This is a genomic window from Streptococcus sp. FSL W7-1342 (genome assembly GCF_037966635.1).
Taxonomy (GTDB): domain Bacteria; phylum Bacillota; class Bacilli; order Lactobacillales; family Streptococcaceae; genus Streptococcus; species Streptococcus salivarius_D.
The window spans coordinates 1,839,003-1,861,540 of record NZ_CP150200.1; the positions used below are offsets into that span (position 1 = coordinate 1,839,003).

Genomic DNA, 22,538 nt, shown 5'->3' on the forward strand with positions numbered 1-22,538 from the left:
AGAAATTTATAATACAGATTTGTCGTTTTCGAAACTGTATTATAAAAGAATGTCTCTAAAAACGCAGTTTTAAAGTTGTGTAAGCGGTTACTGTGTGATAGAATACTTCTAGAGAATGTAACAGATGATTTTGTTACTAGAATTATAGGAGATCCAAACTATGGCAACGGTTAAAACTAACACAGATGTTTTTGAAAAAGCGTGGGAAGGCTTTAAAGGAACTGACTGGAAAGAAAAAGCTAGCGTTTCACGTTTCGTTCAAGCAAACTACACACCTTATGATGGTGACGAAAGCTTCCTTGCAGGACCAACTGAACGCTCTCTAAAAATTAAAAAAATCGTAGATGAAACTAAAGCAGGCTATGAAGCTGAAGGACGCTTCCCAATGGATACTCGTCCAACTTCAATCGCTGACATTGACGCAGGATACATTTCAAAAGAAGATGAACTTATCTATGGTATCCAAAATGATGAGCTCTTCAAATTGAACTTCATGCCTAAAGGTGGTATCCGTATGGCGGAAACTGCTTTGAAAGAACACGGTTATGAACCAGACCCAGCTGTACACGAAATTTTCACAAAATACGTGACTACAGTTAACGATGGTATCTTCCGTGCTTACACTTCAAACATCCGTCGTGCACGTCACGCTCACACAGTTACTGGTCTTCCAGATGCTTACTCACGTGGACGTATCATCGGGGTTTACGCTCGTCTTGCCCTTTACGGTGCTGACTACTTGATGCAAGAAAAAGTTAACGACTGGAATGCTATCAAAGAAATCGACGAAGAAACTATCCGTCTTCGTGAAGAAGTTAACCTTCAATACCAAGCACTTCAAGACGTTGTTCGCCTTGGTGACCTTTACGGTGTAGATGTTCGTCGTCCAGCCTTCGATACTAAAGAAGCTATCCAATGGACAAACATCGCCTTCATGGCAGTATGTCGTGTAATCAACGGTGCCGCTACTTCACTTGGTCGTGTGCCAATCGTCCTTGACGTATACGCAGAACGTGACCTTGCTCGTGGTACTTACACTGAATCAGAAATCCAAGAATTCGTTGATGATTTCGTTATGAAACTTCGTACAGTTAAGTTTGCTCGTACAAAAGCTTACGACCAATTGTACTCAGGTGACCCAACATTCATCACAACTTCTATGGCTGGTATGGGTGCTGACGGACGTCACCGTGTTACCAAGATGGACTACCGTTTCTTGAACACTCTTGACAACATCGGTAACTCTCCAGAACCAAACTTGACAGTTCTTTGGACTGACAAATTGCCTTACTCATTCCGTCGCTACTGTATGCACATGAGCCACAAACACTCTTCTATCCAATACGAAGGTGTAACTACTATGGCTAAAGACGGATACGGTGAAATGAGCTGTATCTCATGTTGTGTATCACCACTTGACCCAGAAAACGAAGAACAACGTCACAACATCCAATACTTCGGTGCTCGTGTTAACGTGCTTAAAGCCCTTCTTACTGGTTTGAACGGTGGTTACGACGATGTTCATAAAGACTATAAAGTATTTGACATCGAACCAGTCCGTGATGAAGTTCTTGACTTTGACACTGTTAAAGCTAACTTTGAAAAATCTCTTGACTGGTTGACTGACACTTACGTAGATGCCCTTAACATCATCCACTACATGACTGATAAGTACAACTACGAAGCTGTTCAAATGGCCTTCTTGCCAACTAAACAACGTGCTAACATGGGATTTGGTATCTGTGGTTTCGCAAATACTGTTGATACATTGTCAGCAATCAAATACGCTACAGTTAAACCGATCCGTGACGAAGATGGCTACATCTACGACTACGAAACAATCGGTGAATACCCACGTTGGGGTGAAGATGACCCACGTTCAAACGAATTGGCAGAATGGTTGATTGAAGCTTACACTACTCGTCTTCGTAGCCACAAACTCTACAAAGATGCAGAAGCTACAGTTTCACTTCTTACAATCACTTCTAACGTTGCTTACTCTAAACAAACTGGTAACTCTCCAGTTCACAAAGGGGTATACCTCAACGAAGATGGTTCAGTGAACTTGTCTAAATTGGAATTCTTCTCACCAGGTGCTAACCCATCTAACAAAGCTAAAGGTGGATGGTTGCAAAACTTGAACTCACTTGCAAGCCTTGACTTCGGTTATGCAGCTGACGGTATCTCACTTACTACTCAAGTATCACCTCGTGCCCTTGGTAAGACTCACGACGAACAAGTTGACAACCTCGTAACTATCCTTGACGGATACTTCGAAAACGGTGGACAACACGTTAACTTGAACGTTATGGACTTGTCAGATGTTTACGAAAAGATCATGAGCGGTGAAGATGTTATCGTACGTATCTCTGGATACTGTGTAAACACTAAATACCTCACTCCAGAACAAAAAACTGAATTGACACAACGTGTCTTCCACGAAGTTCTTTCAATGGACGACGCTTTGGGATAAATCTAAGCATATAACAAGAAACAAGCATCCTAGTGATGCTTGTTTTTTCTTAGCTTCTTAAACAGTTTCTACCAAACTGTACAAAACCTTACATTAACAGTTGTTAATAATTATGGATAGGACTATAATACAAACTGAATTTGAAAGAAGGTATTATTATGAAAAAAGTGTTTTTCAAAACTAGTCTTGGAATCACACTTAGCGTCCTAGCTAGTGTCTTATTCCTTGCCCACAAATCTGAATTCTTCAAGGACGATAGTGCCTTATATGATGAATTTGATTCTACGTTGGATTAAGGAGGAGAACTATCATGCAAAAGAAAAAAGCAATTATGATCGGTGCTGGTTTATCAAATATGGCTGCCGCTGTTTACCTCATTCAAGAAGGTAAATGGTCAGGAGACCAAATCACTTTCTACGCTCTTGATAATTACGGATCAAACGACGGTTCCCCTACCCAAGATGTTAAGGATGACTATTGGAATAAAAATCATCCGATGGAAAATCAAAAGGGTTATATTGCTCGCGGTGGTCGTATGCTTAACTACCGTACCTATGTTGACTTGATGGATTTGCTTGATCGGGTTCCTTCAATGACAGAACCATGTCTTACAGCTGCTGAGGATACTCGCCAATTTGATGCCGCACACCCAACCTATGACAAGGCTCGTCTCTTAACAGGCGGACAAGGTATCGTTGATGGTGGTAAGCTTGGTTTGAATAATAAAAGTCGTAAGCTCCTTACGCAGTTAATTATGATGCCTGATTCACAAGAAGAAAAACTAGATAACATCACGATTGCTGACTATTTCAAAGACAATACTGAGTTTTTCGAAAGTAACTTTTGGTTTATGTGGGAAACGACATTCGCTTTTAGGACTCGCAGTTCTGCACAAGAGCTTCGTCGTTACATGCACCAAATGATTTATGAATTCACTCAGATTGAGCATTTAGTTGGTGTTAACCGTACACGCTATAATCAATACGAAAGCATCATGAAGCCTTTGATTAATTACTTGGAAAAAGAGGGCTGTCACATAGTCCTTAATCGTCGTGTTGTTGACTGGAAATTCAAGGACAGCAAGATGCAAGACGAAATTACTGTTACTGGTCTTCACATGGTCAATACTAAAACTGATGAAAATGAGTTCGTCCCAGTGGATAACGATACAGCAGTCATCTTTACAAACGGTTCGATTACTGACTCTGCAACACTAGGTGATTTCAACACTCCGGCTGCAGAAAACATGGATTATGGTGCTGCTTCAAGTCTTTGGAAAAAGGCATCAGATCATTTTTATAACCTTGGTAATCCTGATAAATTCTTCGCTGATCGTGATGCCAGTGAATGGGTAAGTTTCACTCTCACTACTAAAAATCATCTCTTCTTGAACGAAATTGCTCGTATTACCACTCAGGAACCAGGCAACGCCCTTAATTCCTTTATTTCTACAGAACCAGTGACACCACTCGGTCAAAAAGATGTAACCATGTCAATCGTTGTCCATCACCAACCTCACTTCACTAGTCAAAAACCAAACGAAACGGTTCTTTGGGGATACTTCCTCTACCCTCGTCGTCACGGGGAAATCATTGATAAACCTTATATCGAAATGACTGGTAAAGAGATGCTCCAGGAACTTATTGGACAACTTTCAAAGGTAGACCCAGGGCCTATCAATATCAGCGATAAAGAAGAGGAAATCATGGACAGTGTTATTAACTGTATCCCTGTCTATATGCCATATGCTTCTGCTCTCTTTAACAATCGAGCCAAGTCAGATCGTCCTAAGGTTATTCCAAAACATTCAACAAACCTTGCCTTTACTGGAGAATTTGTCGAACAACCTTATCAAATGATTTTCACAGAAAATAGTGCTGTTCGTTCTGGAGAAATCGCGGCTTTCCATTTTGCTGGTATCCCCATGTCACGTTTGGTGAAAACACCTCGTTATGATAAAGATGTCAAAACCTTGTTAAGAGCTGCAAAGAAAATGTTCGATTAAGAATCATTACACACATTAAAGACAGTAAACATCATGATTTCAAAATGTTTGCTGTTTTTTTATTTTTGCAAAAACCAGCTTTCATTATATTTTTCTAAATCTACTATAATTTACATTTGACTTTTTATCAGATTAGCTATAAAATAAAAGCGTTTCCGTTTGGTATCTCCAAACACTTCCTTCTCAGAAGCACCATAGAGAAACGATACTCAATTACGTCAAATGGATAGTGTCTAATAACACGTAAACTACCATTGTTATAAGATTAAAGAATATAAGGAGGACAAATGAATAAGAAAAGTTTTAAACTAATTGGATTAGTAGCTCTCGTAGCAAGTACTATCCTACTCGTAGCCTGCCAGTCTGATACCAAAACCGAATCCTCAAAGTCCAAGGACGTTCAATGGGGTTATACTGGTGCTACTGGTCCAGACCATTGGGGTGACCTTTCTAAAGATTATAAACTCAGCAAAAATGGTAAAGAACAATCTCCGATCAATATCACCGGAGCTGAGGACGTTGATCTTCCAGAACTAAACCTTAATAATCAAGAATCAGAGGCTCAAGTTGAAAATAACGGGCATACAATTGAAGTCAGCTTTAAAAATCCAAAGAATACCCTAACGATTGGTGATGATGTCTATAAATTACAGCAGTTCCATTTTCACGCACCTAGTGAGAATGAAATTGATGGTCAGACTTATCCTCTAGAGGGTCACTTCGTCTACAAGACTGATAATGGAAAAATCACAGTTATCTCAGTTCTCTATAATTATGGCGATGAAAATCAAGCCTTAAAACAAATCTGGGATAAGATGCCTCAGGCTGCTAATACTGAAACCGAGTTGTCTCAACCTATCTCACTAGATGATTTCTATCCTGAAGACAAGGACTACTACAACTTCGAAGGTTCCTTGACAACACCACCATGTACTGAGGGTGTTAACTGGATTGTCTTCAAGAATCAAGAAACCGTTAGTAAGGAACAAGTGGAGAAATTCACTCAAACCCTTGGATTTAAAAATAACCGTCCTATCCAAGATACAAACGGTCGACAAATTAAAGAATAAAACAAGATAAAAAGCTTGATGATGACTCCTCTCATCAAGCTTTTTTTCGTTGACAATTAGTTATAGACTTTGTTACACTTGCCCTATGATTATCAAACATACAAGAGATACACTCTCAGAAACTTACCTCGATGCCGTAGCCATCCGAAACACTGTTTTTGTTAAGGGGCAAGGTGTTCCTCGCTCCATTGAGATTGATGCGAATGAAGCCTACTGCATCCACTTTGTTCTATATGATGACAAAGGCAAGGCCGCAGCAACCGTACGCCTACTACCGAATAAAGACTTGACTCAGCTTACCCTCCAACGTATGGCGGTGCTCGATGCCTACCAAGGTCAAGGTCTGGGGAGCATTCTCCTAAAAGAAGCTGAAGATTTTGCACAAGAACAAGGCTTCCAGACTATTTCTCTCCATGCTCAACTCAGTGCACTTAAGTTCTACCTCAATAATGGCTATCAAGAAGTCGGTAACATCTTTGAAGAAGCTGGTATCCAACACATTACTGTAGAAAAATCCTTAATAAGTAAAAAAGCTTAAGCAGTTGACGTACTGCTTAAGCTTCTTCTTTTGTCGCAAATATAGGATAACCATGCTCGACAGCCAGCACTGTCACATTTTCTCTAGCTTTTAATCTCTCTGTGATTTTTTTCCAGTATTTCTGTCCTGTAAAAAGAAGGACAAAAAATCCCATGTAGACCAAAAAACCAAGAAATTGTTTATAATCAGAAGATGCCATTCTTGATTCTAGTTCTAGTAGCTCAAATATTCCTCTCAATAGGGCTGTAAAGGTAATCATTATAAGACTAAGTCCATTAAAGTATCCTAAACATATAAGCAAATACTCTATTTGAAGCTTCTTGGAACGCTTTTTGTAGAGTAACTTATAGTCTTGACCATACTTTTCAAACACAGGAAAATGAATATCAAACCCTCTTCTCATATGAAGGACTTTTAAATCGGGTTGGGCACGATACCCAAGGCAATGAATCAGTTTGTATAGTAGTTCTCTTATCAAAATATAAAAAGAAATAATAAGGTTAGATAACAAGCTAATAAATACCAAAACTACAAAAGAGCTTACATCTCTATTAGTCGTCAAAAAAATGATCACCACTGTAAAACACATACCACAGAAAAAGAGACTACTCCCGTTAAGCATGCAAAAGAGCAAACTCAGAAACCAAGGGATAAGCTTTCTTTCCTTGGAGTGTCTACTCGACCGTTTCACGAATCAGCTCCTTCTTCATTATCTCAATTAAAACATCTCTGTCCTTAATCCATTGAGCTCTCTCATCCTTGTAGTAAGTACGATTACTGAGGAAAATCGCCGCACGTTGACGAGGGATATTGATAAGCACAAAGGTACCTGTATAACCAGTGTGAAGAATCCACTCGCCTTGGAGGTCCCAAGCGACACTGCGTTCCTTGTTGGATTGGCTGATATTCTGCGTCATATTTTTAGCAAAATCATCCGTCAAATAATGGTTAACAAAAATCTCTAAGTCTTTTAGTGTTGAAAAGAGACCTGCTGAACCTGTATGTTCTTTGAGAACTCGAGCCTTGGGATCATGAACAGTCCCTCCCGTAACCCCCTTAACTGTTGGAACAGCTACCTCAACTGGGCCAAACTGTGTTTCAGACATACCAAACGGTTGAAAAATCTCGGAGTCAAAGAGCTTATCCAGTGTTTGTCCAGAGACTTTTTCAAGCATCAAACCTAGGAGAATAAAATTTATATCTGTATACAAGAAAGGTTTATCAGCCTTAACTTTGATGGCATTAATAGCAGCAATCAAGCCAGCTTGGTCTAAGTCATCACGATTTGGAATAAAAGGATCAATGCCGCTACTGTGAGAAAGAAGCTGACGAAGGGTTAACGTCTTATCCACAACTTCAGGATAATAGGTCGATAGTTTCTCATCCAAGTCCAATTTTCCCGCTTGCAAGTAGAAAAGACAGAGGGTCCCAACTCCGACTACCTTGGAAACACTAGCTAGATCATAGGTAAGTCCTGGAACTACCGGAATAGTTCCATCCTGAGTTCCTAGATAATGCTCCTGCCAATCTTGTCCGTCATAAAGTGCAAGGCTGGCACCTGGAAAGATGTCAGCCTTGATGTAGTCTGTAATTGTTGACAATGTTTGTTGAAAATTAGTCATTACTTTGTAAACCAAACCTCAATATTGCTCATGTCAGTGAGTGCGAGCAAGTTCCCTTTGCTGTCTAGGTAACTAGAGAACTGTTCTTTTTCAAGTTTATCATGCAAGGCAACCAAGTCATAGTCTTCTGCTACCTTAAACTCTAGAATTTCCAAATCCCAAGTCTGGTCTGGACTCACTTGGAGGTCAGGACCTTCTGCTTTTTCAAAGTGGATAGACAAAGGCAATTCTTCGCCAAAAAGATTATCGTAGAAGAAAGCTGCTTGAGCTGTATCAACAACGTTCAAGGTCAAAGACTCAACTGTAAAGTCTGACACTCCTTTGAAATCTTCTTTTTCTTCAACATCTGCGTATTCAACTGTCTTAAGAGTAGACAAGTCATCTTCAGCATGCATCAAAATAAGACCATTCTCAGGTGAGATTGTTTCAAAGGCATAGCCCTTTTCCCCTTGGAAAATAGCCTTGGCTTGGTGATCATCACGCGCCAAAAGGTATTCAATCTCAAGTGGATTTGAAACTTTAATGACCACTTTATTAATTTTCTTAGGACCTTCAACAGCGCGACAACGATAAGCTGGTGACTCCTCAATCACAAAAAGTGAGTTACGGTCTGTCCAATCTGTGAAGACCGCAAGGGCATTTTCCTCAGTCAAAAGCTTAAATCCTAATGTATTTTGGTAAAAATCAATATTTTCCTGTCTATTATTCACACGAAAGATTGGTGTGTGAAACTTAAAATTCCCTGATTGCGTCATGACAACCTCCATTCTTCTCTATTTTATCCGAAAAGAGCTTGTGTGACAAGGATTTTCCTAAGAAAAAACAGTATTGTAATTTTTTCACTTTCTTTCACACAAATTATGAAAATCATTACATTATCTTTACTTTGGGGCTAGCATTTTCCTCATTTTAGAGTATAATAGAGTCTATGAAAACTCTTGTCAATAATCTGGCATTTAGACATGCCTATCAGGGATTTTTTTTACTGCTGATGATAGCTATCCCAAACATCACCTTAGGTATGACAACCTTATATAACAATCAGACTGGATTGACTTTTACGAAGCTTGAAAGCTGGGGAGTCATCGCTATCAATCTCATCATTTTTTACCTTACCTATCTCTGGGCAAAGAGTGAAGGATTGATGACTCGTTTTAGACTAGACCTCAAGGATGCTAAAGCAATTATCTGGGGCTTTCTCACTATCTTCTTGATGGGAGTCATTGGCAGTAATCTTATGCTACTAACCCATACCAACTACCATGCAGAACTTCAAAAGACGCTCACAACAACGCCTATCCTTCCAGTAGCCATTGGTATGATTACGGCAGCCTTCCTCCAAGAAATCCTCTTTCGCAAGTGGATTTTCACCTGGTTAGCTCCTTATTCGAAAACAGCTGTGCTAGTCAGCACTGGGCTCTTTTGTCTCTTTCATATGCCAACTAATCTTGCCTACCTCACTCTTTATATCGGAATGGGCTTGGCTCTCTCTATGGTCTACCAAAAAAGAGAAAACTTATCTGCAAGTATCACACTTCATGTTTTATGGAATCTTTACACCTTAGGTGCTACCATTCTAGTAATGACTAATCCAATGTGACTGAGAATATTTTCTCAGTTTTTTATTACTTTCAAAATTTTAAGCATAAAAAAATCTGAAGCACTAACTTCAGATTTTTTGTATTGATTAAAGGTAGAGGAACTTGAACAAAGCTATAGCTAAAACTCCTGCTAAGATTGGAGCCACAACTGGAACCCATGAATACCACCATTTAGAATCACCTTTGTGCTCACCAAGAACTGTTGTTGGCAAGATGTGGTGGAGAAGACGTGGCATCAAGTCACGGGCTGGGTTAAGAGCTGGACCTGTTGCACCACCAAACGAAATAACCAAGGCTGCAACCAAGAAACCAACACCGATGTGGGCAACCGCAAGTGCACCATTAGCCATTTGACCTGTTACAGCTTCTTTATCATACCCATATTGAACTGCTTGTGAGACTAATTTGTGACCAAAGTAGTTGTTAGTCAAGGCAAGAGCACCAAAGAAGAGAAGGAATGAACCCGCAAACTCATTGGCAAAACCATTAAGCCAAGCACGTTTGTGATTTTCCTCTGAGTCTGAGTTATCATCAACAGCAGAGATTGTAGAGAAGGTACCGAGGATGTTGTTTGGATTCTCAGTTTGAAGATAATAAGGTTGGTGAACCCAAACCACGATAGCTTGTCCTAAGAAAGCACCGAGAAGTTGAGCAATCAAGTAACCTGGAACGGCTACCCATGAGAACAAGCCAGATGCAGCAAGTCCAAGTGTGAAGGCTGGGTTGATGTGGTTACCAGAAACATCACCAAACATAAGTGCTGGCATCATTACCGCAAAACCATAACCAAAACCAATAACAAGCCATCCAGACTTATTACCCTTAGTCCCTTTAAGCTCAACATTGGCAACCGAACCATTACCAAGTGCAACCATCAAAGCTGTCCCAATAAACTCAGTAATGTACTTCATAATCCAATCATGACTGAGCGCTTCTTTTAGAAAATCATTCATTTGTCTCTTTATTTCCTTTCACATTTTACAATAATTTAGACATCTATCATTTTATCAAGTATAATGTCTGATGTAAAGATATTTCTGAAATGTTTACGTATTCTTTTTTTGAGGTTTTAAAGTATGAAATTTAACCAGTTTAGTTACATCCCAGTAAGTCCTGAAATGGCTTGTCAGGAACTCCATTCTCTGGGCTTTGAAGTCTCTCTAGATGCCAGTGCCAAAGCTAATTTTGAGGCTTTTGTTCGCAAGCACTTCCTTTTCTTTGAAGATACTGATTTAGCTTTGAAAAATTGGATTGCTGATACAGAGACTGATCTCCTAACCTTCTTCCAATCAGACCGACCTTTGACTGCTGACGTCTTTGGTTTGGTGGCTCTTCAAATGCTAGGATTTGTCCCTAATGTAGACTTTACAGATAGTGTTGCTTTCCTAGAGGAAATGGCTTTCCCAATTACTTTTGATGGTAGCCTTAATAACCTCCATCAATTGCTAGCAACACGCACACAGTCTGGCAATACCTTAATTGATCAGTTAGTAGCTCAGGATTTGATTCCTGTAAGTAATAACTACGTCTTCTTTAATGGTAAGAGCTTGGCAACATTTGACACTAATCAGCTTTACCGTGAGGTGGTTTATGTTGAAACACCTGTAGATACCGATAAAGATGGCCAGTTAGACTTGGTCAAAATGACTATCTTACGTCCTAATGTGGACTTCCCAGTTCCAGCCATGATGACCGCAAGCCCTTATCAACAAGGGACTAATGAGCCTGCTTCAGATAAGCTTACCCACAAGATGGAAGGTGATTTACTCGTCAAACCAGCAGGTGAAATCTCCCTTAGCCAACCAGAAATCAAGACACCAGAGGCAGACCTTACGCCTATCAATCCTGTCACAAAGGCTCAGGAGCGTTTTGCTCACACAGATACCTACACGCTTAACGATTACATGTTGGCTCGTGGTGTGGCTTCTATCTATGTATCGGGTGTCGGTACCTTCAATTCTGAAGGCTTCATGACCTCTGGAGACTATCAACAAGTTCTGGCCTATAAAGCTGTCATTGACTGGCTCAATGGTCGTGCACGCGCCTTTACTAGCCGAAGTAGACAGCATACCATCACTGCGGATTGGGCTTCTGGTAAGGTGACTACTACCGGACTTTCATATTTGGGTACCATGTCCAACGCCCTTGCTACAACTGGTGTCGACGGTTTGGAGATGGTTATCGCTGAAGCGGGTATTTCTTCTTGGTACGACTACTATCGTGAAAATGGACTCCTCGTCAGTCCTGGAGGCTACCCTGGTGAAGATCTCGACACCTTGACCGAATTTACCTATTCTCGTGCCCTATTAGCTGGAGAATACCTACGCCACCAAAAAGACTACCAAGCCTACCTCAAAGAGCTAAGTACAGCCATTGATCGTAAGCATGGAGACTATAACCAGTTCTGGCATGACCGTAACTATGTGCAGTTCGCAGACCGTGTTAAAGCCACTGTTGTCTTTACACATGGTAGCCAAGACTGGAATGTTAAACCTATTAACGTCTATCAAATGTTCAGAGCCCTTCCAGACTCTCTTGAAAAACACCTCTTCTTCCACAATGGTGCCCACGTTTACATGAATGCATGGCAGTCTATTGACTTCCGAGAAAGCATGAATGCCTTGATTTGTCAGAAACTCCTTGGTTTGAATAACGGCTACACACTGCCTACTGTTATCTGGCAAAACAACCAATCTGAACAGACCTGGGAAGTCCTCGATAACTTTGGACGCGACAATGGGAAAAACATTCAGCTTGGTGAGGCTGAAGCTAGCATCGCTAACCATTACGAAGAGGAAACCTTCGCCAAATATGGTAAAGCTTACCAAAGTTTCAAGGATGACCTCTTTGCTGACAAAGCCAACGCCATTACCTTAGACTTTGAACTGGACCAAGATATCCAGATTAATGGTCGTGTCCACCTAGAGCTCAAAGTCAAATCTAGCACAAACCGTGGTCTCATCTCGGCCCAAGTTCTAGAAATGGGTGACAAGAAGTATCTCGCACCTATTCCCGCACTCAAACGCATGAATTTAGATAACGGCCGTCTCTTCAAGGAAGAAGCCTTACGTGAATTGCCATTCAAGCAGGAAAAATACCGTGTCATTACCAAAGGACACCTTAACCTGCAAAATCGCAAGAACCTCCTTAACATTGAGAATGTCTCTCCAAATGAATGGATGACTATCGGTTTGGACTTGCAACCAACCATCTACAAACTCAATAAGGGCGACAAACTCCGACTTGTTCTCTATACCACAGACTTTGAACACACTATTCGTGATAATAGCGACTATGAATTGACCGTGGACCTAAGCCAAAGTCAGATGACATTACCTTATTAGCTTTTTATCACAAAAAATCCCATAGGAAGATACTCCCATGGGATTTTTTGATTGTGTGGAAATAAACAAGATTTAGGCTTCAATTTTTACGATTCATTTTAATGTTATTTAAACAAATGATGTAGCCAAGACAGTGGAACAACACTTGGCATAATCATAACTAGAACTTAAGGTTCTTTCTCTGCTCCTCAACAGGTTGGAAAAGAACCTTTTTGCCCCATCTTCCTTTTCTCAATGGACAACTCACCCTTAAAACCAAGAAATCCTCCCTAATGACATCAATAGCCATAACGAATCGCTAGCAATTTTCGCAACTCTGCCATTCGCTCCTCGATAAAAGGAGACAAGGTTAGCTGGTCTTTTCTGACCACTTCGGATATTTCCAGTGACATCCTGCTTAAGATATAGGGAGTGGCTGAACGAGAGTCTGCAAGTTCCGTTCGGTAGGAGTGCAGGACCTGCTTCAAATTAGCATAATCTGGCTTATCTCCAATAGTTTCAATTACTTCATCGATGATAGCTACTGCTTGTTCTCGTCTCTCTTTGCCTCCTGCAAACCATTTAAGTCCTGTCATTAAGAAAACCTCCTTATTTCTTTCAACTAATTTTTCAATCACATTTTTAGTATAGCACCCTGATAGTCATTTAAAAGCCAGCGTTCCAAAAAGTGGCTATACGTCCTGAATGGTCATTCATATACAAAATGAAAAAAATTGAGGGAGATACTCAATCTTTTTACCTATTTAATATAATATCTCAGTGCTAACATGAGTGAAGCTAAGATTGCTAATGCCCCCACAAAAGAGACAAGTGATTGCTCACCATCATTTGTTTTAGGGAGTTCTTTTGTGTCTGCTACTTTATCAGTCATTGGTGCCATTTGCCCTGTTTGAGCGTTCAGTTCCTTCTGAACCGTTGACATCGGCTGTGGTTGAACAGTTGGCAAAGATTTCTCTTTCGTACTCTCTTCGGTTACTCGTGTAGGACGAACAGTTTTAGTTTGAGGTTCAGAGATGGTTGTTTGTTCCTGATTCAAAGTCATAAAACGTGGACTAGAGCTGGCTAAATGGTCATAAACTGTTTGAGCAGGTCCACCACCAACCCATCCTGACAATAGCTGACCATTTTCCAGATAAAGTAATGTAGGTGTACCTGGAATACCAATCTCACCAAACACATAGTTTCTGTCAAAATCCTCACGATCTGTATCGTAATATTCTAAACGACCATTCATCAGTTGGTTCAAGACCTTCAACTCTGGTGAAAACTGACGACAATAGTAGCAGGTTCCACGTCCAAAATAAATCGTATGTGCCTGACCATCCTCAGTGAAAGCATTACGCACATCATCTAAGCTTATCTTAGATAAATCAGCAACATTAGCGTCGTATTCCTCACGAGATACTGCTGGGATATCATTTGCAGTCTCCTCCTCAGACTCAGCCAAGGTTACTGATTCAGTCGCTGCTGGTGCCTCTTTATCTTCAGAAAGCGACTGCTCCTGACTATCTGATGGTTGTTCTACTGGAGTAGATTCGGTTGCTTCCACCTTTGGAGAATTATCAGCTCCCGTTTCTACCACCTCATCCGCTAAAGCAGTTCCTACCGATAGATTCAGTAACAAGGCTGAACTCATCAGCCATAGCGTTAATGTCCGTTTTTTCATCATAAACTCCTTTCAATTACTTAGTCTAGTTTAACAATTTACAACTCTCATAGAAGCTAACGTCCCAAAAAGTGACTATACGTCCCGAATGGTAAGAATATAAAAAATCCCACTATCACCAGAAGGTTCGGGTAATAAGGGGGACTTTTATATTCTTATCAAATAAGAGCCTTTAAATTAAAGTTCTTACATAATAGCACAGACAGGTAAATATACCATGGGATAGGCTTCACCGCTTCGATATCTAGTTGGTGATACCCAACCGTCTTTAAGGGGGTCACCCTCCTTGTTATTCACATTTGGCATAAGACAAACAGCACCACCTTGAATTACTTCAAGGTCGTTATGAGTTAATTTTGTAAACATTGCTTATACTCCTTATTTTGTCAATTACTTACTTCTCTATATTATGGTTGATATACTTGATGCCCCATAAAAATAGTACGAAACCCAATAATGAAAAAAAACCTACAAATATAGCGATAACTTTTTGATAATAGAAATCTGTTGTCAAAAAACGAAGGCAACTAAGTGTCAGTAACAAGAAACAAGCTAGGGAAGCTTTTAATTGATTTAACACAGTTGGTTCTTCTCTTCTTGTCATTATTTTTCGAATGAGCAATATATCAACCACAACCACTAAGAGGGCTGCTACGATGTAGACCAATTGGAATACGGATGATAAGTTATGAAGTAATTGACTAAAAAAAAGTACCAGTAAGGATATGCTAACTACTTGGGCAATGACAAATAGCACTATATCCCTTTTTGAAACTCTATGTGTCATTGCTGTTCTCCTTAACAGCCAAGTAAGGCTACTCCGCCTCCAATAGCTGCACCTACTGCACCAGTTCCAATTGCATACGGTCCAATGAAGAAAGCCGTTCCACCTGCAGCTGCAGAGAATCCTTCTGAAGCACCTACGGCGACAGAGGCCCCACACACTCCCCATCGTTCCCAATTGACTCGTCCTCCTTCAACACTAGCAAGTGTTTCAAGGTCGAGGGTGTTAAAGTTTTCAATTGTTTGAGTTGCCATGGCAACTACCTCCTAAAATTTTTATCGTGTGATCTCTCAATCACATCTTTAGTATAGCATTCAAGTGTCTCTATCAGAGCTAGCGTCCCAAAAAGTGGCTATATGTCCCGAACGGTAAAAAAATATAAAAGACCACTTTAAGATGATAAAGTGATCTTAATAGTCATTATCGAATAAGAACCTTGATTTCAACTTCCTACATAAGAACACAGATAGGAAGATATACCATCGGATAGGCTTCGCCACTTCGATATCTAGGTGGCGATACCCTACCGTCTATAAAGGGGTCGTAGCTACCACCAGCTTTATTATTTGTTCTAGGCATAATACAAGATACTCCACCTTGGATGGTTTCAAGGTCGTTATATGTTAGTTCTGTAATCATTAGTTAACTCCCCATCTACATAAAAATAAACTATTTGTTCAAAGAAAATAACACTATCTTATAAACAAATTATTAAAAATTGTTATGAAAATACCCGTATATGTTCAAGATGATTATTTATGTTTATTTTTATTGACCTTGTTGAAAAAGATATTACCTAACAAAGCAACAACAAAACCTATAATAAAATATACCATAGATTAGCTCCACCAGCAGGTTGCTCCATAGGCAACAGTACCACCTACACCACCTAGAGCACCACCACCGACCCAACCAGGAACTGAGCCTACAACTGGTAAAACTACATTACCTCCAAACGCTCCTGCGATAGCTCCTCCGATAGCTCCTTGAGCAGCCGCTCCACCTGCGCCTCTCCAACTACATCCACCTCCTTCAACACTAGCAAGTGTTTCGAGGTCAAGGGTGTTAAAGTTTTCAATTGTTTGAGTTGCCATGGCAACTACCTCCTAAAATTTTTATCGTGTGATCTCTCAATCACATCTTTAGTATAGCATTCAAGTGTCTCTATCAGAGCTAGCGTCCCAAAAAGTGGCTATATGTCCCGAATGGTAATTCCTAATGTATATTGTTTCTAAAATTCAGAAAAAAAGAAAAATCTCATTTTCCACTAATAAAAAATTGAAAAACCGTTTCTTTATGTTACAATTTTTCAATAAACAGTATTCGTCATGAAAGGGAGGACTCAACCTTGAGAATTTACCTATTAGAAGATAATCCTATTCAGATGGGTCGCTTGGAAGAGGCTGTGGCACATGAACTTAAATCCTTCGGAAAAGATCTATACAACCTCCTTTATAAATTTATTGTGATATCTCAACCACAATTGTAATATAACAATCTTATTAAAGAAAATTAAATATTGTCACAAACTACCAATATATGTCCTAAATGGTATTGATAGATAATGAATCACATTTATTTCTAATCTTTTTAAGAATAGTTGGATGGAATATGTAAATTATGGTATAATATTACATATTTATGAGTATAAAAACAACAGCATACAAAAATTTGGAGGGAACTACAATTGGATATATATATCTTAGAGGACAATCTCATTCAACAAGGAAGACTGGAGAGGGTATTGTCTCAAGAGTTAAAAAAATACAACAAAGACTTATCTATTGTCCACACGTTTGATAAGCCTAAGCAACTTATAGAAGCGTTTGAGTCAACAACTTCTAACCAGCTCTTTTTTCTTGATATCGAAATTAAAGGAGAAAAATTAAAAGGGCTTGATATTGCTAAAATCATTAGGGAAAAAAACCCCTATGCTACTATTATCTTTGTCACTACTCACTCAGAGTTCATGCCACTAGTTTTTGATTACCAAGTATCTGCCCTAGACTATATCGACAAAAGTCTCTCTGAAATAGAATTTAGGAAAAAGATAACCAGAGCTTTAGCTATAACTATGAAACCACTTGGAATAGAGAATGACGAGATTTTTGATTTTCAAACACAACATACAGCTATTCGCATCCCTTTAAACCAAGTTATTTATATTGAAACTTCTCCTCAAAAGCATTATGTAATACTTCATGGTACAAACAACCAAATGACCTTTCGTGCAAATCTAAAGGATCTTGAAAAAGCTAGTCCTTCACTCGTATCTTGCCATCGTTCGTATCTCATTAATCCTAAAAACATTTTAAGAATCAACAAATTAAAACGTGAAGTCGAAATGACTGATGGTAGTATCTGTCCTTTTTCACGTACCAAAGCTAAAATGCTGATAGATACTTTTAAAAGAAGGAACCTTCAATGATTATTTTTTTATTTTTGCTTACTGTTGTCTCTGAATGTTTCAATATTTGCCTGTTTCTTTACTTAATAAACAAAAGAGTTTCAATTAGGCATTTTCTTATTATCTTATTTTGTCGCATAGCATATACCAAAATATGTAACAGTCTATCCTGGAAATTCTTATTCTACTTTAACGAAGAAATATTCTATCTTTTATTATCTTTTTTTATATCACGAAAGCCCTACTTACAATCAAAGCTTAAAATATTCAATGCTCTTCTCCTCACAACTCTTAATAATATCAGTTTTAGAGTAATCATTTTCTTTATATTTCCTTTGTTTGGAATCAGTGTTGAAACAATAAAAGTTAATTATCTTATAGCTGTCTCATCTTCTTTCCTAACTATTTTACTATCCTTTCTTTTAATAAAATTATTCAAAGAAAGCTTTGAAGTTATACAAAAAAGACGATTAGCCCCTCTCATATCAAAGAGTATTATTGTTGCTGATTTCATTATGATTGGTTATACATTTACCCAGCAATATCTCGTCTACCTCGAAAACACTACTCATACATCCACTCTGATAATCAGAAAGTTAATTGTGGTTATTTATCTAGTCTTGTCCTTTATCATGCTTATCTTACTAGATAGAAATATCCGAGCAACAATACAAAGTCAATTGGACTTTCAAAAAGACATTCAACTATCGCATCTTAAGAATTATAACAAACAGATTGAAAACCTCTATCAGTCGGTTCGAAGTTTTCGTCATGATTATGCCAATATTTTAACAACACTCAAACTTGGTATCGAACAAAATGATATAGCTATTGTAAAAGAAGTCTACGACTCAGTTTTAAAAGATTCCGATAAGCATTTAAAATCGAAAACATTTGATTTAACTCGCTTAATAAACATAGAAGATAACACTATTAAAAGCCTACTTGCAGCTAAGTTCCTAGAGGCAGAAGAAAATAACATTGATGTCTCCTTAGATATTCCTAAAACTATCAAACTTGAGGGTATGGAGATGGTCGATTTTATTACTGTCATATCTATCTTTCTAGACAATGCGATGGAAGCATCGATTCAGTCTGACATACCAAAAATGCATATTGGCTACTTCAACCATGGTAATAAACAGCTCTTTATTGTCCAAAACTCGACCCGGGAAGAATTCATTTCGATCACCTCACTTTTTGAGAGAGGTGTCTCCAGTAAAGGGGATCATCGCGGTATAGGTTTGGCCAACGTTAGGAATATATTAGACAACTATCAAAATATTTCTTTAAAAACTGAAAGTATGACTTTTGCATTTACACAGGAACTTAATATATCGAAAAAAGCTTGACTAGTTTCAAGCTTTTAAAATTTTTAACTATAACAGATTTTTACTGCCATCTGAAAGAAAGTATTTATAATCCTCTTTTAAATATCTTGACAGATAATTTGCCCAACTGATTCCTCCATATACCTGTTCAAGCTCATGGTCACTGAGCTTTTGAAACTCAGTGACATTTCTTTGTTTTTTCATTTTCCACTCCTTGAATTTAATTAAGCTGATTAAATAACTTATCTTTAAGATAAGCAAAGTAGCTTTTTTTATCTATTATACTAGTTACTCGCCCTTGAAAACCATATTTAAGACTTCTAGATTCTTGAGCAGTTAGCTTTGCCTTTGCTTTAACTCGAAAGATATTTCCTTTCTCTGTTTCAATTGCTGAACTATCAATGCTCTCAATCTTACCTAAAACCATCATATTATGATTACCAACCTCATCAAGTGTTAGTCTAACTGACTGACCTTTTTTTAATTTAAGGATATAATCTGAACTAACATAATAACTAATAAAAACTTCCTTAGTAGACTCTATTTTAGGATAAATCTGTGCTAGTTCCTTACCTGTTGAAACCGTTGACAGATTTTCATAAGATTGATTAAGATGTATTATTCCATCTTCAGGTGCCTTTATTGTTGTATTAGACAATAGTATATTCGCTTGGTTAAGTTTTCCCTCTACTTCAGACTTCTGTATTTGAACAGTTGCTAATTGTTGTCCAGCTTCCTTAAGATACTGAGCTTTCAATACCTCCCTTTGACTTGATAAATCAGTATCGTATTGACTATCCAATGTAAGTGGGATAGACTTATAACTATTTCTCTTAGAAGTCATCTTATGATTCTTATTTGTTTTTGATAATGTCTCAGATTGAACTGGAAATCCACTGATTTCAAAAGAACTAGCAGTATCTGTTTCATTACCCAAATTAGTTTGGGGACTTGATTCCCGATTAGAACTATTAACACCTTGACCAATAGAATCGTATTGGGCTAAGAAAGTAGTAAATGTGCTTTGATAGCCAAATTCATCATTTTCTTCCTGAAAAAGGCTAGTTCCTTGATTGATACTATCTTCTAAGGTTTTTAGCCCTGTCTCCTGACGACTTAAAAGATCAAATTGTTTTTGAAGACTCTCTTTCTGAGAGCTTTCCATTTTTTCGGAATATTGAATCAATAAATCACCTTTTTTGACTTCTTTATTGGACCTTAACTGATTCTTTATAATAGTATTGTCACTGGTTGACTGGATTGTTGCAACAATACTTGTAGGCTCTATCGTTCCTGTGACTTCAACTGTTACCTCTTTTTTTGCCCAAAGTAAAAACGAAAGAAGGAACATTATCAAAAGGACTAATGGAAATATAATAATTGTTGAGAAGTTTTGATACCTTTTCTGATAAAATTCCGTACTTTTAAATAATTGAGAATTCATTTTTCTTCTTTCTATTTCTTAAATAAACGATAGTAAAAACCATGCCTAGACATCAACTCACTATGTGAACCACTCTCTATTAAACGCCCCTGTTCTATTACTATTATCTTATCAGTCCTTTGAGCAATACTAAGTCTATGAGCTACAAAAATAATCGTCTTTTGAGTTAATTTCAATAAATTATCTATAACTTTCTTCTCCGTTAGGACATCTAATCCACTTGTAGCTTCATCTAAAATAAGAACTGGAGCTTTAGTTAATAGAGCACGCGCTAAAGCAATACGTTGCTTTTGTCCTCCAGATAACCCTGAACCATCAGAAAGCTCCGTTTGAAATCCCATTGGCATTTCTTCAATGTCCCTCCGAATTTCAGCGATATCACATGCTCTAAGAATATCTTCCTCTGTTACAGTTATATCGGCTCCCAAAGTCAGATTTTCCAAAATACTTCCACTAAAAATATAGGACTGTTGAGGGAGATAGTTAATCTTCCTACGAAGACTTTTTTTATCGATTAGATTGATATCTTGACTACCTAGGCTAACTTTGCCTTTATAAGGTTGGTAAAAATTCACTATCATCTTCGCTAATGTGGTTTTTCCCGAACCGCTGACTCCAACAAAACTTACCTTCTCACCTCGTCTAATAGTTAAGTCAATGTCAGATAATGTATCCTGTCCAAATCCATACTTGTAGGACAAGCCTGAAATAATAATATCTCCATTCATTGGCTGTTTTTGATATATATTACCATTAGTTTCTTTAAACTCCGATTCAACAAGGTAGACCTCATTGAGACGTGCATTAGCAACTTTTGCAGATTGGAGTTTGCTCTGAAGATTAATTATATTTTCTAACGGCTTTGTAAAATATGACAATAACGTATTGAAGGTTATAAGTTGCCCAACTGAGATTTTATTTGACATAACTAACTGAGCACCTGTCCAAAGAATGAGCACATTTAAAATCAACTGAGCTCCTTGTTTTAAAGATGTCTGTAAAATAGATAATTTTGACAAACGAAAAGAATTTTCTAAATAGTCTATAAACTCACCATCAAGCTTTTGGTAACGAATTTCCTCACTAGTTAAAGATTTAATCGTTTCAATGCCATTGATATCTTCAATAATAGCCGAGCTTACCATAGCATTACTTTGCATGACCTTATGATTCATTTTCTCAAAGGGCTTCATGAACACAAGCACTATTATTGTATAGATAGGAACTGAACAAAGAACTATCCAGAACAAACTAACATTTTGTAATAGTAATATACTACCAATAACAACAAGAACAGAGACATCTAAGAAGAGAGACAAAATAGTTGATGCTAGTGCGTCAATAATTGAGTTGGCATCACTAAAACGTGAGGTAACTTCACCGGTTTGCCTAGTCGCAAAAAAAGACATCGGAAGATCAAAAATATGTCGTACGTAAGACAAAATAACATCAATCGTAAAACGCTGACTGAGGATAGTCAGTAGATAATCCCTAGCATATGTCATCATCTGCTGTAAAACATAACTAACAACTAGGCCAATGGAAATAATTCCTAGTGTTGACCTCATCTGATGAGGAATATAGTCATCTAAAATCCCCTGAAGATAATACGAACCAACAATATTTACCAAAGTAACCAAAAAACTAGCTAATACAATATTAGTAATTAATGATTTTTGCTTAAAAATGAGAGGAAGAAAAGCCAACAGACCGATTCCTTTTTCCTTATGTGGTTTGTAACTTGGTTCTGGTCCTATAAATAAAGCGACACCCGTCCACTCCTTTTTAAATTGCTTTTTAGACATTTTAGTTACTTTGATACTAGGATCAGGGTCACCAATAACTAGCTTATTTTTTCCATTTTTATAGACCACATAATAATGCTGAAGTTTACCTTCTTTGTTTACATGAGCGATGAAAGGATAAGGAACATCATCCATGTTAAATAGAGACATGTCAGCTTGAATAGCCTTTGTTTCAAATCCGATTTTCTTAGCAGCTTCAACAATTCCTAAAGCCGTCGTACCTTCTTTGGTTGTCTTTGCTAATTCTCGAAGATAAGCTAAAGAATAGTCCGACCCATAATACTTGGCAATTGAAGCCAGAGCTGCAACACCACAGTCTCTAATATCCATTTGGGGAACAAAGGTCCTACGATAAAGAAACATAAAATTCCCTTTCATTTAGTTTTTATTTATAGTATGACAAATTCTTATCTGTAAAATATCTCTTGTCACAAATGACCATTATATG

General features: G+C 38.1%; 22 protein-coding genes. 9 read left to right on the top strand and 13 right to left on the bottom strand.

What is annotated here, in order from left to right; translation table 11 throughout:
• Nucleotides 1-160 precede the first annotated feature (160 nt).
• From pflB to NSQ79_RS08530, 5 genes are all read left to right on the top strand, one after another.
• Nucleotides 161-2,473, top strand: a complete 2,313-nt coding sequence (gene pflB, locus NSQ79_RS08510) for a formate C-acetyltransferase (RefSeq protein ID WP_045769046.1) — start codon at nucleotides 161-163, stop codon at nucleotides 2,471-2,473.
• A 158-nt stretch (nucleotides 2,474-2,631) separates the two neighbouring features.
• Complete coding sequence (locus tag NSQ79_RS08515) at nucleotides 2,632-2,769, top strand: hypothetical protein (RefSeq protein ID WP_004183341.1); 138 nt, start codon at nucleotides 2,632-2,634, stop codon at nucleotides 2,767-2,769.
• A gap of 14 nt (nucleotides 2,770-2,783) precedes the next feature.
• Entirely contained in the window at nucleotides 2,784-4,478 is a 1,695-nt protein-coding gene (locus tag NSQ79_RS08520; protein WP_084871005.1) for an oleate hydratase, read from the top strand.
• A gap of 287 nt (nucleotides 4,479-4,765) precedes the next feature.
• Complete coding sequence (locus NSQ79_RS08525) at nucleotides 4,766-5,548, top strand: carbonic anhydrase family protein (RefSeq protein ID WP_014632664.1); 783 nt, start codon at nucleotides 4,766-4,768, stop codon at nucleotides 5,546-5,548.
• Nucleotides 5,549-5,633: 85 nt separating this feature from the next.
• Nucleotides 5,634-6,086 carry a GNAT family N-acetyltransferase gene (locus tag NSQ79_RS08530; protein ID WP_049529020.1) on the top strand — a complete coding sequence of 151 codons (453 nt, stop codon included), beginning with the start codon at nucleotides 5,634-5,636 and terminating at the stop codon, nucleotides 6,084-6,086.
• 16 nt (nucleotides 6,087-6,102) lie between these two features.
• On the opposite strand, the gene NSQ79_RS08535 is transcribed toward NSQ79_RS08530, so the two are convergent.
• From NSQ79_RS08535 to NSQ79_RS08545, 3 genes are all read right to left on the bottom strand, one after another.
• A complete protein-coding gene (locus NSQ79_RS08535; RefSeq protein ID WP_241003663.1) occupies nucleotides 6,103-6,648 on the bottom strand; it encodes a hypothetical protein in 546 nt (181 codons plus the stop codon).
• A gap of 112 nt (nucleotides 6,649-6,760) precedes the next feature.
• The gene (locus NSQ79_RS08540) at nucleotides 6,761-7,708 is read right to left on the bottom strand and encodes a serine hydrolase domain-containing protein (protein ID WP_014632661.1); all 948 of its coding nucleotides are present in this window, start codon (nucleotides 7,706-7,708) and stop codon (nucleotides 6,761-6,763) included.
• Nucleotides 7,708-8,463 carry a CppA family protein gene (locus tag NSQ79_RS08545; protein WP_004183351.1) on the bottom strand — a complete coding sequence of 252 codons (756 nt, stop codon included), beginning with the start codon at nucleotides 8,461-8,463 and terminating at the stop codon, nucleotides 7,708-7,710. The genes NSQ79_RS08540 and NSQ79_RS08545 overlap by 1 nt, the downstream gene beginning before the upstream one ends.
• 173 nt (nucleotides 8,464-8,636) lie before the next feature.
• Here NSQ79_RS08545 and NSQ79_RS08550 point away from each other — a divergent pair, with 173 nt between their 5' ends.
• Nucleotides 8,637-9,308, top strand: coding sequence for a CPBP family intramembrane glutamic endopeptidase (locus tag NSQ79_RS08550; RefSeq protein ID WP_014634982.1), 672 nt, complete (start codon nucleotides 8,637-8,639; stop codon nucleotides 9,306-9,308).
• 87 nt (nucleotides 9,309-9,395) lie between these two features.
• Here NSQ79_RS08550 and gla read toward each other — a convergent pair whose 3' ends face one another.
• Nucleotides 9,396-10,262: an aquaglyceroporin Gla gene (gene gla / locus NSQ79_RS08555; RefSeq protein ID WP_004183354.1), complete on the bottom strand. Its 867-nt coding sequence runs from the start codon at nucleotides 10,260-10,262 to the stop codon at nucleotides 9,396-9,398.
• 123 nt (nucleotides 10,263-10,385) lie between these two features.
• On the opposite strand from gla, the gene NSQ79_RS08560 reads away from it, so the two are divergent.
• On the top strand, nucleotides 10,386-12,653 hold the full coding sequence (locus NSQ79_RS08560; protein ID WP_175062648.1) for a Xaa-Pro dipeptidyl-peptidase: 2,268 nt from the start codon (nucleotides 10,386-10,388) through the stop codon (nucleotides 12,651-12,653).
• 278 nt (nucleotides 12,654-12,931) lie between these two features.
• On the opposite strand, the gene NSQ79_RS08565 is transcribed toward NSQ79_RS08560, so the two are convergent.
• The 6 genes from NSQ79_RS08565 to NSQ79_RS08590 all read right to left on the bottom strand — a co-directional run bounded on the left by NSQ79_RS08565 (nucleotide 12,932) and on the right by NSQ79_RS08590 (nucleotide 16,197).
• On the bottom strand, nucleotides 12,932-13,228 hold the full coding sequence (locus tag NSQ79_RS08565) for a bacteriocin immunity protein (protein WP_155213959.1): 297 nt from the start codon (nucleotides 13,226-13,228) through the stop codon (nucleotides 12,932-12,934).
• A 164-nt stretch (nucleotides 13,229-13,392) separates the two neighbouring features.
• Entirely contained in the window at nucleotides 13,393-14,319 is a 927-nt protein-coding gene (locus tag NSQ79_RS08570) for a thioredoxin family protein (RefSeq protein WP_175062649.1), read from the bottom strand.
• Between the two features lie 186 nt (nucleotides 14,320-14,505).
• Complete coding sequence (locus NSQ79_RS08575; protein WP_155213961.1) at nucleotides 14,506-14,685, bottom strand: bacteriocin transporter; 180 nt, start codon at nucleotides 14,683-14,685, stop codon at nucleotides 14,506-14,508.
• 28 nt (nucleotides 14,686-14,713) lie between these two features.
• Nucleotides 14,714-15,106, bottom strand: a complete 393-nt coding sequence (locus NSQ79_RS08580; protein ID WP_003094909.1) for a hypothetical protein — start codon at nucleotides 15,104-15,106, stop codon at nucleotides 14,714-14,716.
• Nucleotides 15,107-15,117: 11 nt separating this feature from the next.
• Nucleotides 15,118-15,357: a Blp family class II bacteriocin gene (locus tag NSQ79_RS08585; RefSeq protein WP_021152514.1), complete on the bottom strand. Its 240-nt coding sequence runs from the start codon at nucleotides 15,355-15,357 to the stop codon at nucleotides 15,118-15,120.
• A gap of 585 nt (nucleotides 15,358-15,942) precedes the next feature.
• Nucleotides 15,943-16,197 (bottom strand): Blp family class II bacteriocin, encoded by a 255-nt coding sequence (locus NSQ79_RS08590; RefSeq protein ID WP_021152515.1) that lies wholly within the window; start codon nucleotides 16,195-16,197, stop codon nucleotides 15,943-15,945.
• Between the two features lie 593 nt (nucleotides 16,198-16,790).
• Here NSQ79_RS08590 and NSQ79_RS08595 point away from each other — a divergent pair.
• Both NSQ79_RS08595 and NSQ79_RS08600 read left to right on the top strand, forming a co-directional pair.
• Nucleotides 16,791-17,531, top strand: coding sequence for a response regulator transcription factor (locus tag NSQ79_RS08595; protein WP_164332023.1), 741 nt, complete (start codon nucleotides 16,791-16,793; stop codon nucleotides 17,529-17,531).
• 314 nt (nucleotides 17,532-17,845) lie between these two features.
• Nucleotides 17,846-18,862: a GHKL domain-containing protein gene (locus tag NSQ79_RS08600; RefSeq protein WP_339313535.1), complete on the top strand. Its 1,017-nt coding sequence runs from the start codon at nucleotides 17,846-17,848 to the stop codon at nucleotides 18,860-18,862.
• A 27-nt stretch (nucleotides 18,863-18,889) separates the two neighbouring features.
• Here the strand turns inward: NSQ79_RS08600 and NSQ79_RS08605 are convergent, their stop codons facing one another.
• From NSQ79_RS08605 to NSQ79_RS08615, 3 genes are read right to left on the bottom strand one after another with little or no spacing between them, the layout of a single operon-like run.
• The gene (locus NSQ79_RS08605) at nucleotides 18,890-19,045 is read right to left on the bottom strand and encodes a ComC/BlpC family leader-containing pheromone/bacteriocin (RefSeq protein ID WP_021152520.1); all 156 of its coding nucleotides are present in this window, start codon (nucleotides 19,043-19,045) and stop codon (nucleotides 18,890-18,892) included.
• A 16-nt stretch (nucleotides 19,046-19,061) separates the two neighbouring features.
• The gene (locus NSQ79_RS08610) at nucleotides 19,062-20,285 is read right to left on the bottom strand and encodes an HlyD family efflux transporter periplasmic adaptor subunit (RefSeq protein WP_049527520.1); all 1,224 of its coding nucleotides are present in this window, start codon (nucleotides 20,283-20,285) and stop codon (nucleotides 19,062-19,064) included.
• Between the two features lie 11 nt (nucleotides 20,286-20,296).
• Nucleotides 20,297-22,453, bottom strand: a complete 2,157-nt coding sequence (locus NSQ79_RS08615; protein ID WP_107372339.1) for a peptide cleavage/export ABC transporter — start codon at nucleotides 22,451-22,453, stop codon at nucleotides 20,297-20,299.
• Between the last annotated feature and the right edge of the window lie 85 nt (nucleotides 22,454-22,538).

What these genes read in the sequence shown, in the direction of transcription:
- NSQ79_RS08520 (WP_084871005.1), top strand. Translation starts at nt 2,784, where the DNA reads ATGCAAAAGAAAAAAGCAATTATGATCGGTGCTGGTTTATCAAATATG.
- NSQ79_RS08575 (WP_155213961.1), bottom strand. Translation starts at nt 14,685, where the DNA reads ATGTTTACAAAATTAACTCATAACGACCTTGAAGTAATTCAAGGTGGT.
- NSQ79_RS08530 (WP_049529020.1), top strand. Translation starts at nt 5,634, where the DNA reads ATGATTATCAAACATACAAGAGATACACTCTCAGAAACTTACCTCGAT.
- NSQ79_RS08610 (WP_049527520.1), bottom strand. Translation starts at nt 20,285, where the DNA reads ATGAATTCTCAATTATTTAAAAGTACGGAATTTTATCAGAAAAGGTAT.
- NSQ79_RS08525 (WP_014632664.1), top strand. Translation starts at nt 4,766, where the DNA reads ATGAATAAGAAAAGTTTTAAACTAATTGGATTAGTAGCTCTCGTAGCA.
- NSQ79_RS08590 (WP_021152515.1), bottom strand. Translation starts at nt 16,197, where the DNA reads ATGGCAACTCAAACAATTGAAAACTTTAACACCCTTGACCTCGAAACA.
- NSQ79_RS08515 (WP_004183341.1), top strand. Translation starts at nt 2,632, where the DNA reads ATGAAAAAAGTGTTTTTCAAAACTAGTCTTGGAATCACACTTAGCGTC.
- pflB (WP_045769046.1), top strand. Translation starts at nt 161, where the DNA reads ATGGCAACGGTTAAAACTAACACAGATGTTTTTGAAAAAGCGTGGGAA.
- NSQ79_RS08545 (WP_004183351.1), bottom strand. Translation starts at nt 8,463, where the DNA reads ATGACGCAATCAGGGAATTTTAAGTTTCACACACCAATCTTTCGTGTG.
- NSQ79_RS08615 (WP_107372339.1), bottom strand. Translation starts at nt 22,453, where the DNA reads ATGTTTCTTTATCGTAGGACCTTTGTTCCCCAAATGGATATTAGAGAC.
- NSQ79_RS08550 (WP_014634982.1), top strand. Translation starts at nt 8,637, where the DNA reads ATGAAAACTCTTGTCAATAATCTGGCATTTAGACATGCCTATCAGGGA.
- NSQ79_RS08605 (WP_021152520.1), bottom strand. Translation starts at nt 19,045, where the DNA reads ATGAAAAAACAAAGAAATGTCACTGAGTTTCAAAAGCTCAGTGACCAT.
- gla (WP_004183354.1), bottom strand. Translation starts at nt 10,262, where the DNA reads ATGAATGATTTTCTAAAAGAAGCGCTCAGTCATGATTGGATTATGAAG.
- NSQ79_RS08580 (WP_003094909.1), bottom strand. Translation starts at nt 15,106, where the DNA reads ATGACACATAGAGTTTCAAAAAGGGATATAGTGCTATTTGTCATTGCC.
- NSQ79_RS08560 (WP_175062648.1), top strand. Translation starts at nt 10,386, where the DNA reads ATGAAATTTAACCAGTTTAGTTACATCCCAGTAAGTCCTGAAATGGCT.
- NSQ79_RS08540 (WP_014632661.1), bottom strand. Translation starts at nt 7,708, where the DNA reads ATGACTAATTTTCAACAAACATTGTCAACAATTACAGACTACATCAAG.
- NSQ79_RS08585 (WP_021152514.1), bottom strand. Translation starts at nt 15,357, where the DNA reads ATGGCAACTCAAACAATTGAAAACTTTAACACCCTCGACCTTGAAACA.
- NSQ79_RS08565 (WP_155213959.1), bottom strand. Translation starts at nt 13,228, where the DNA reads ATGACAGGACTTAAATGGTTTGCAGGAGGCAAAGAGAGACGAGAACAA.
- NSQ79_RS08570 (WP_175062649.1), bottom strand. Translation starts at nt 14,319, where the DNA reads ATGAAAAAACGGACATTAACGCTATGGCTGATGAGTTCAGCCTTGTTA.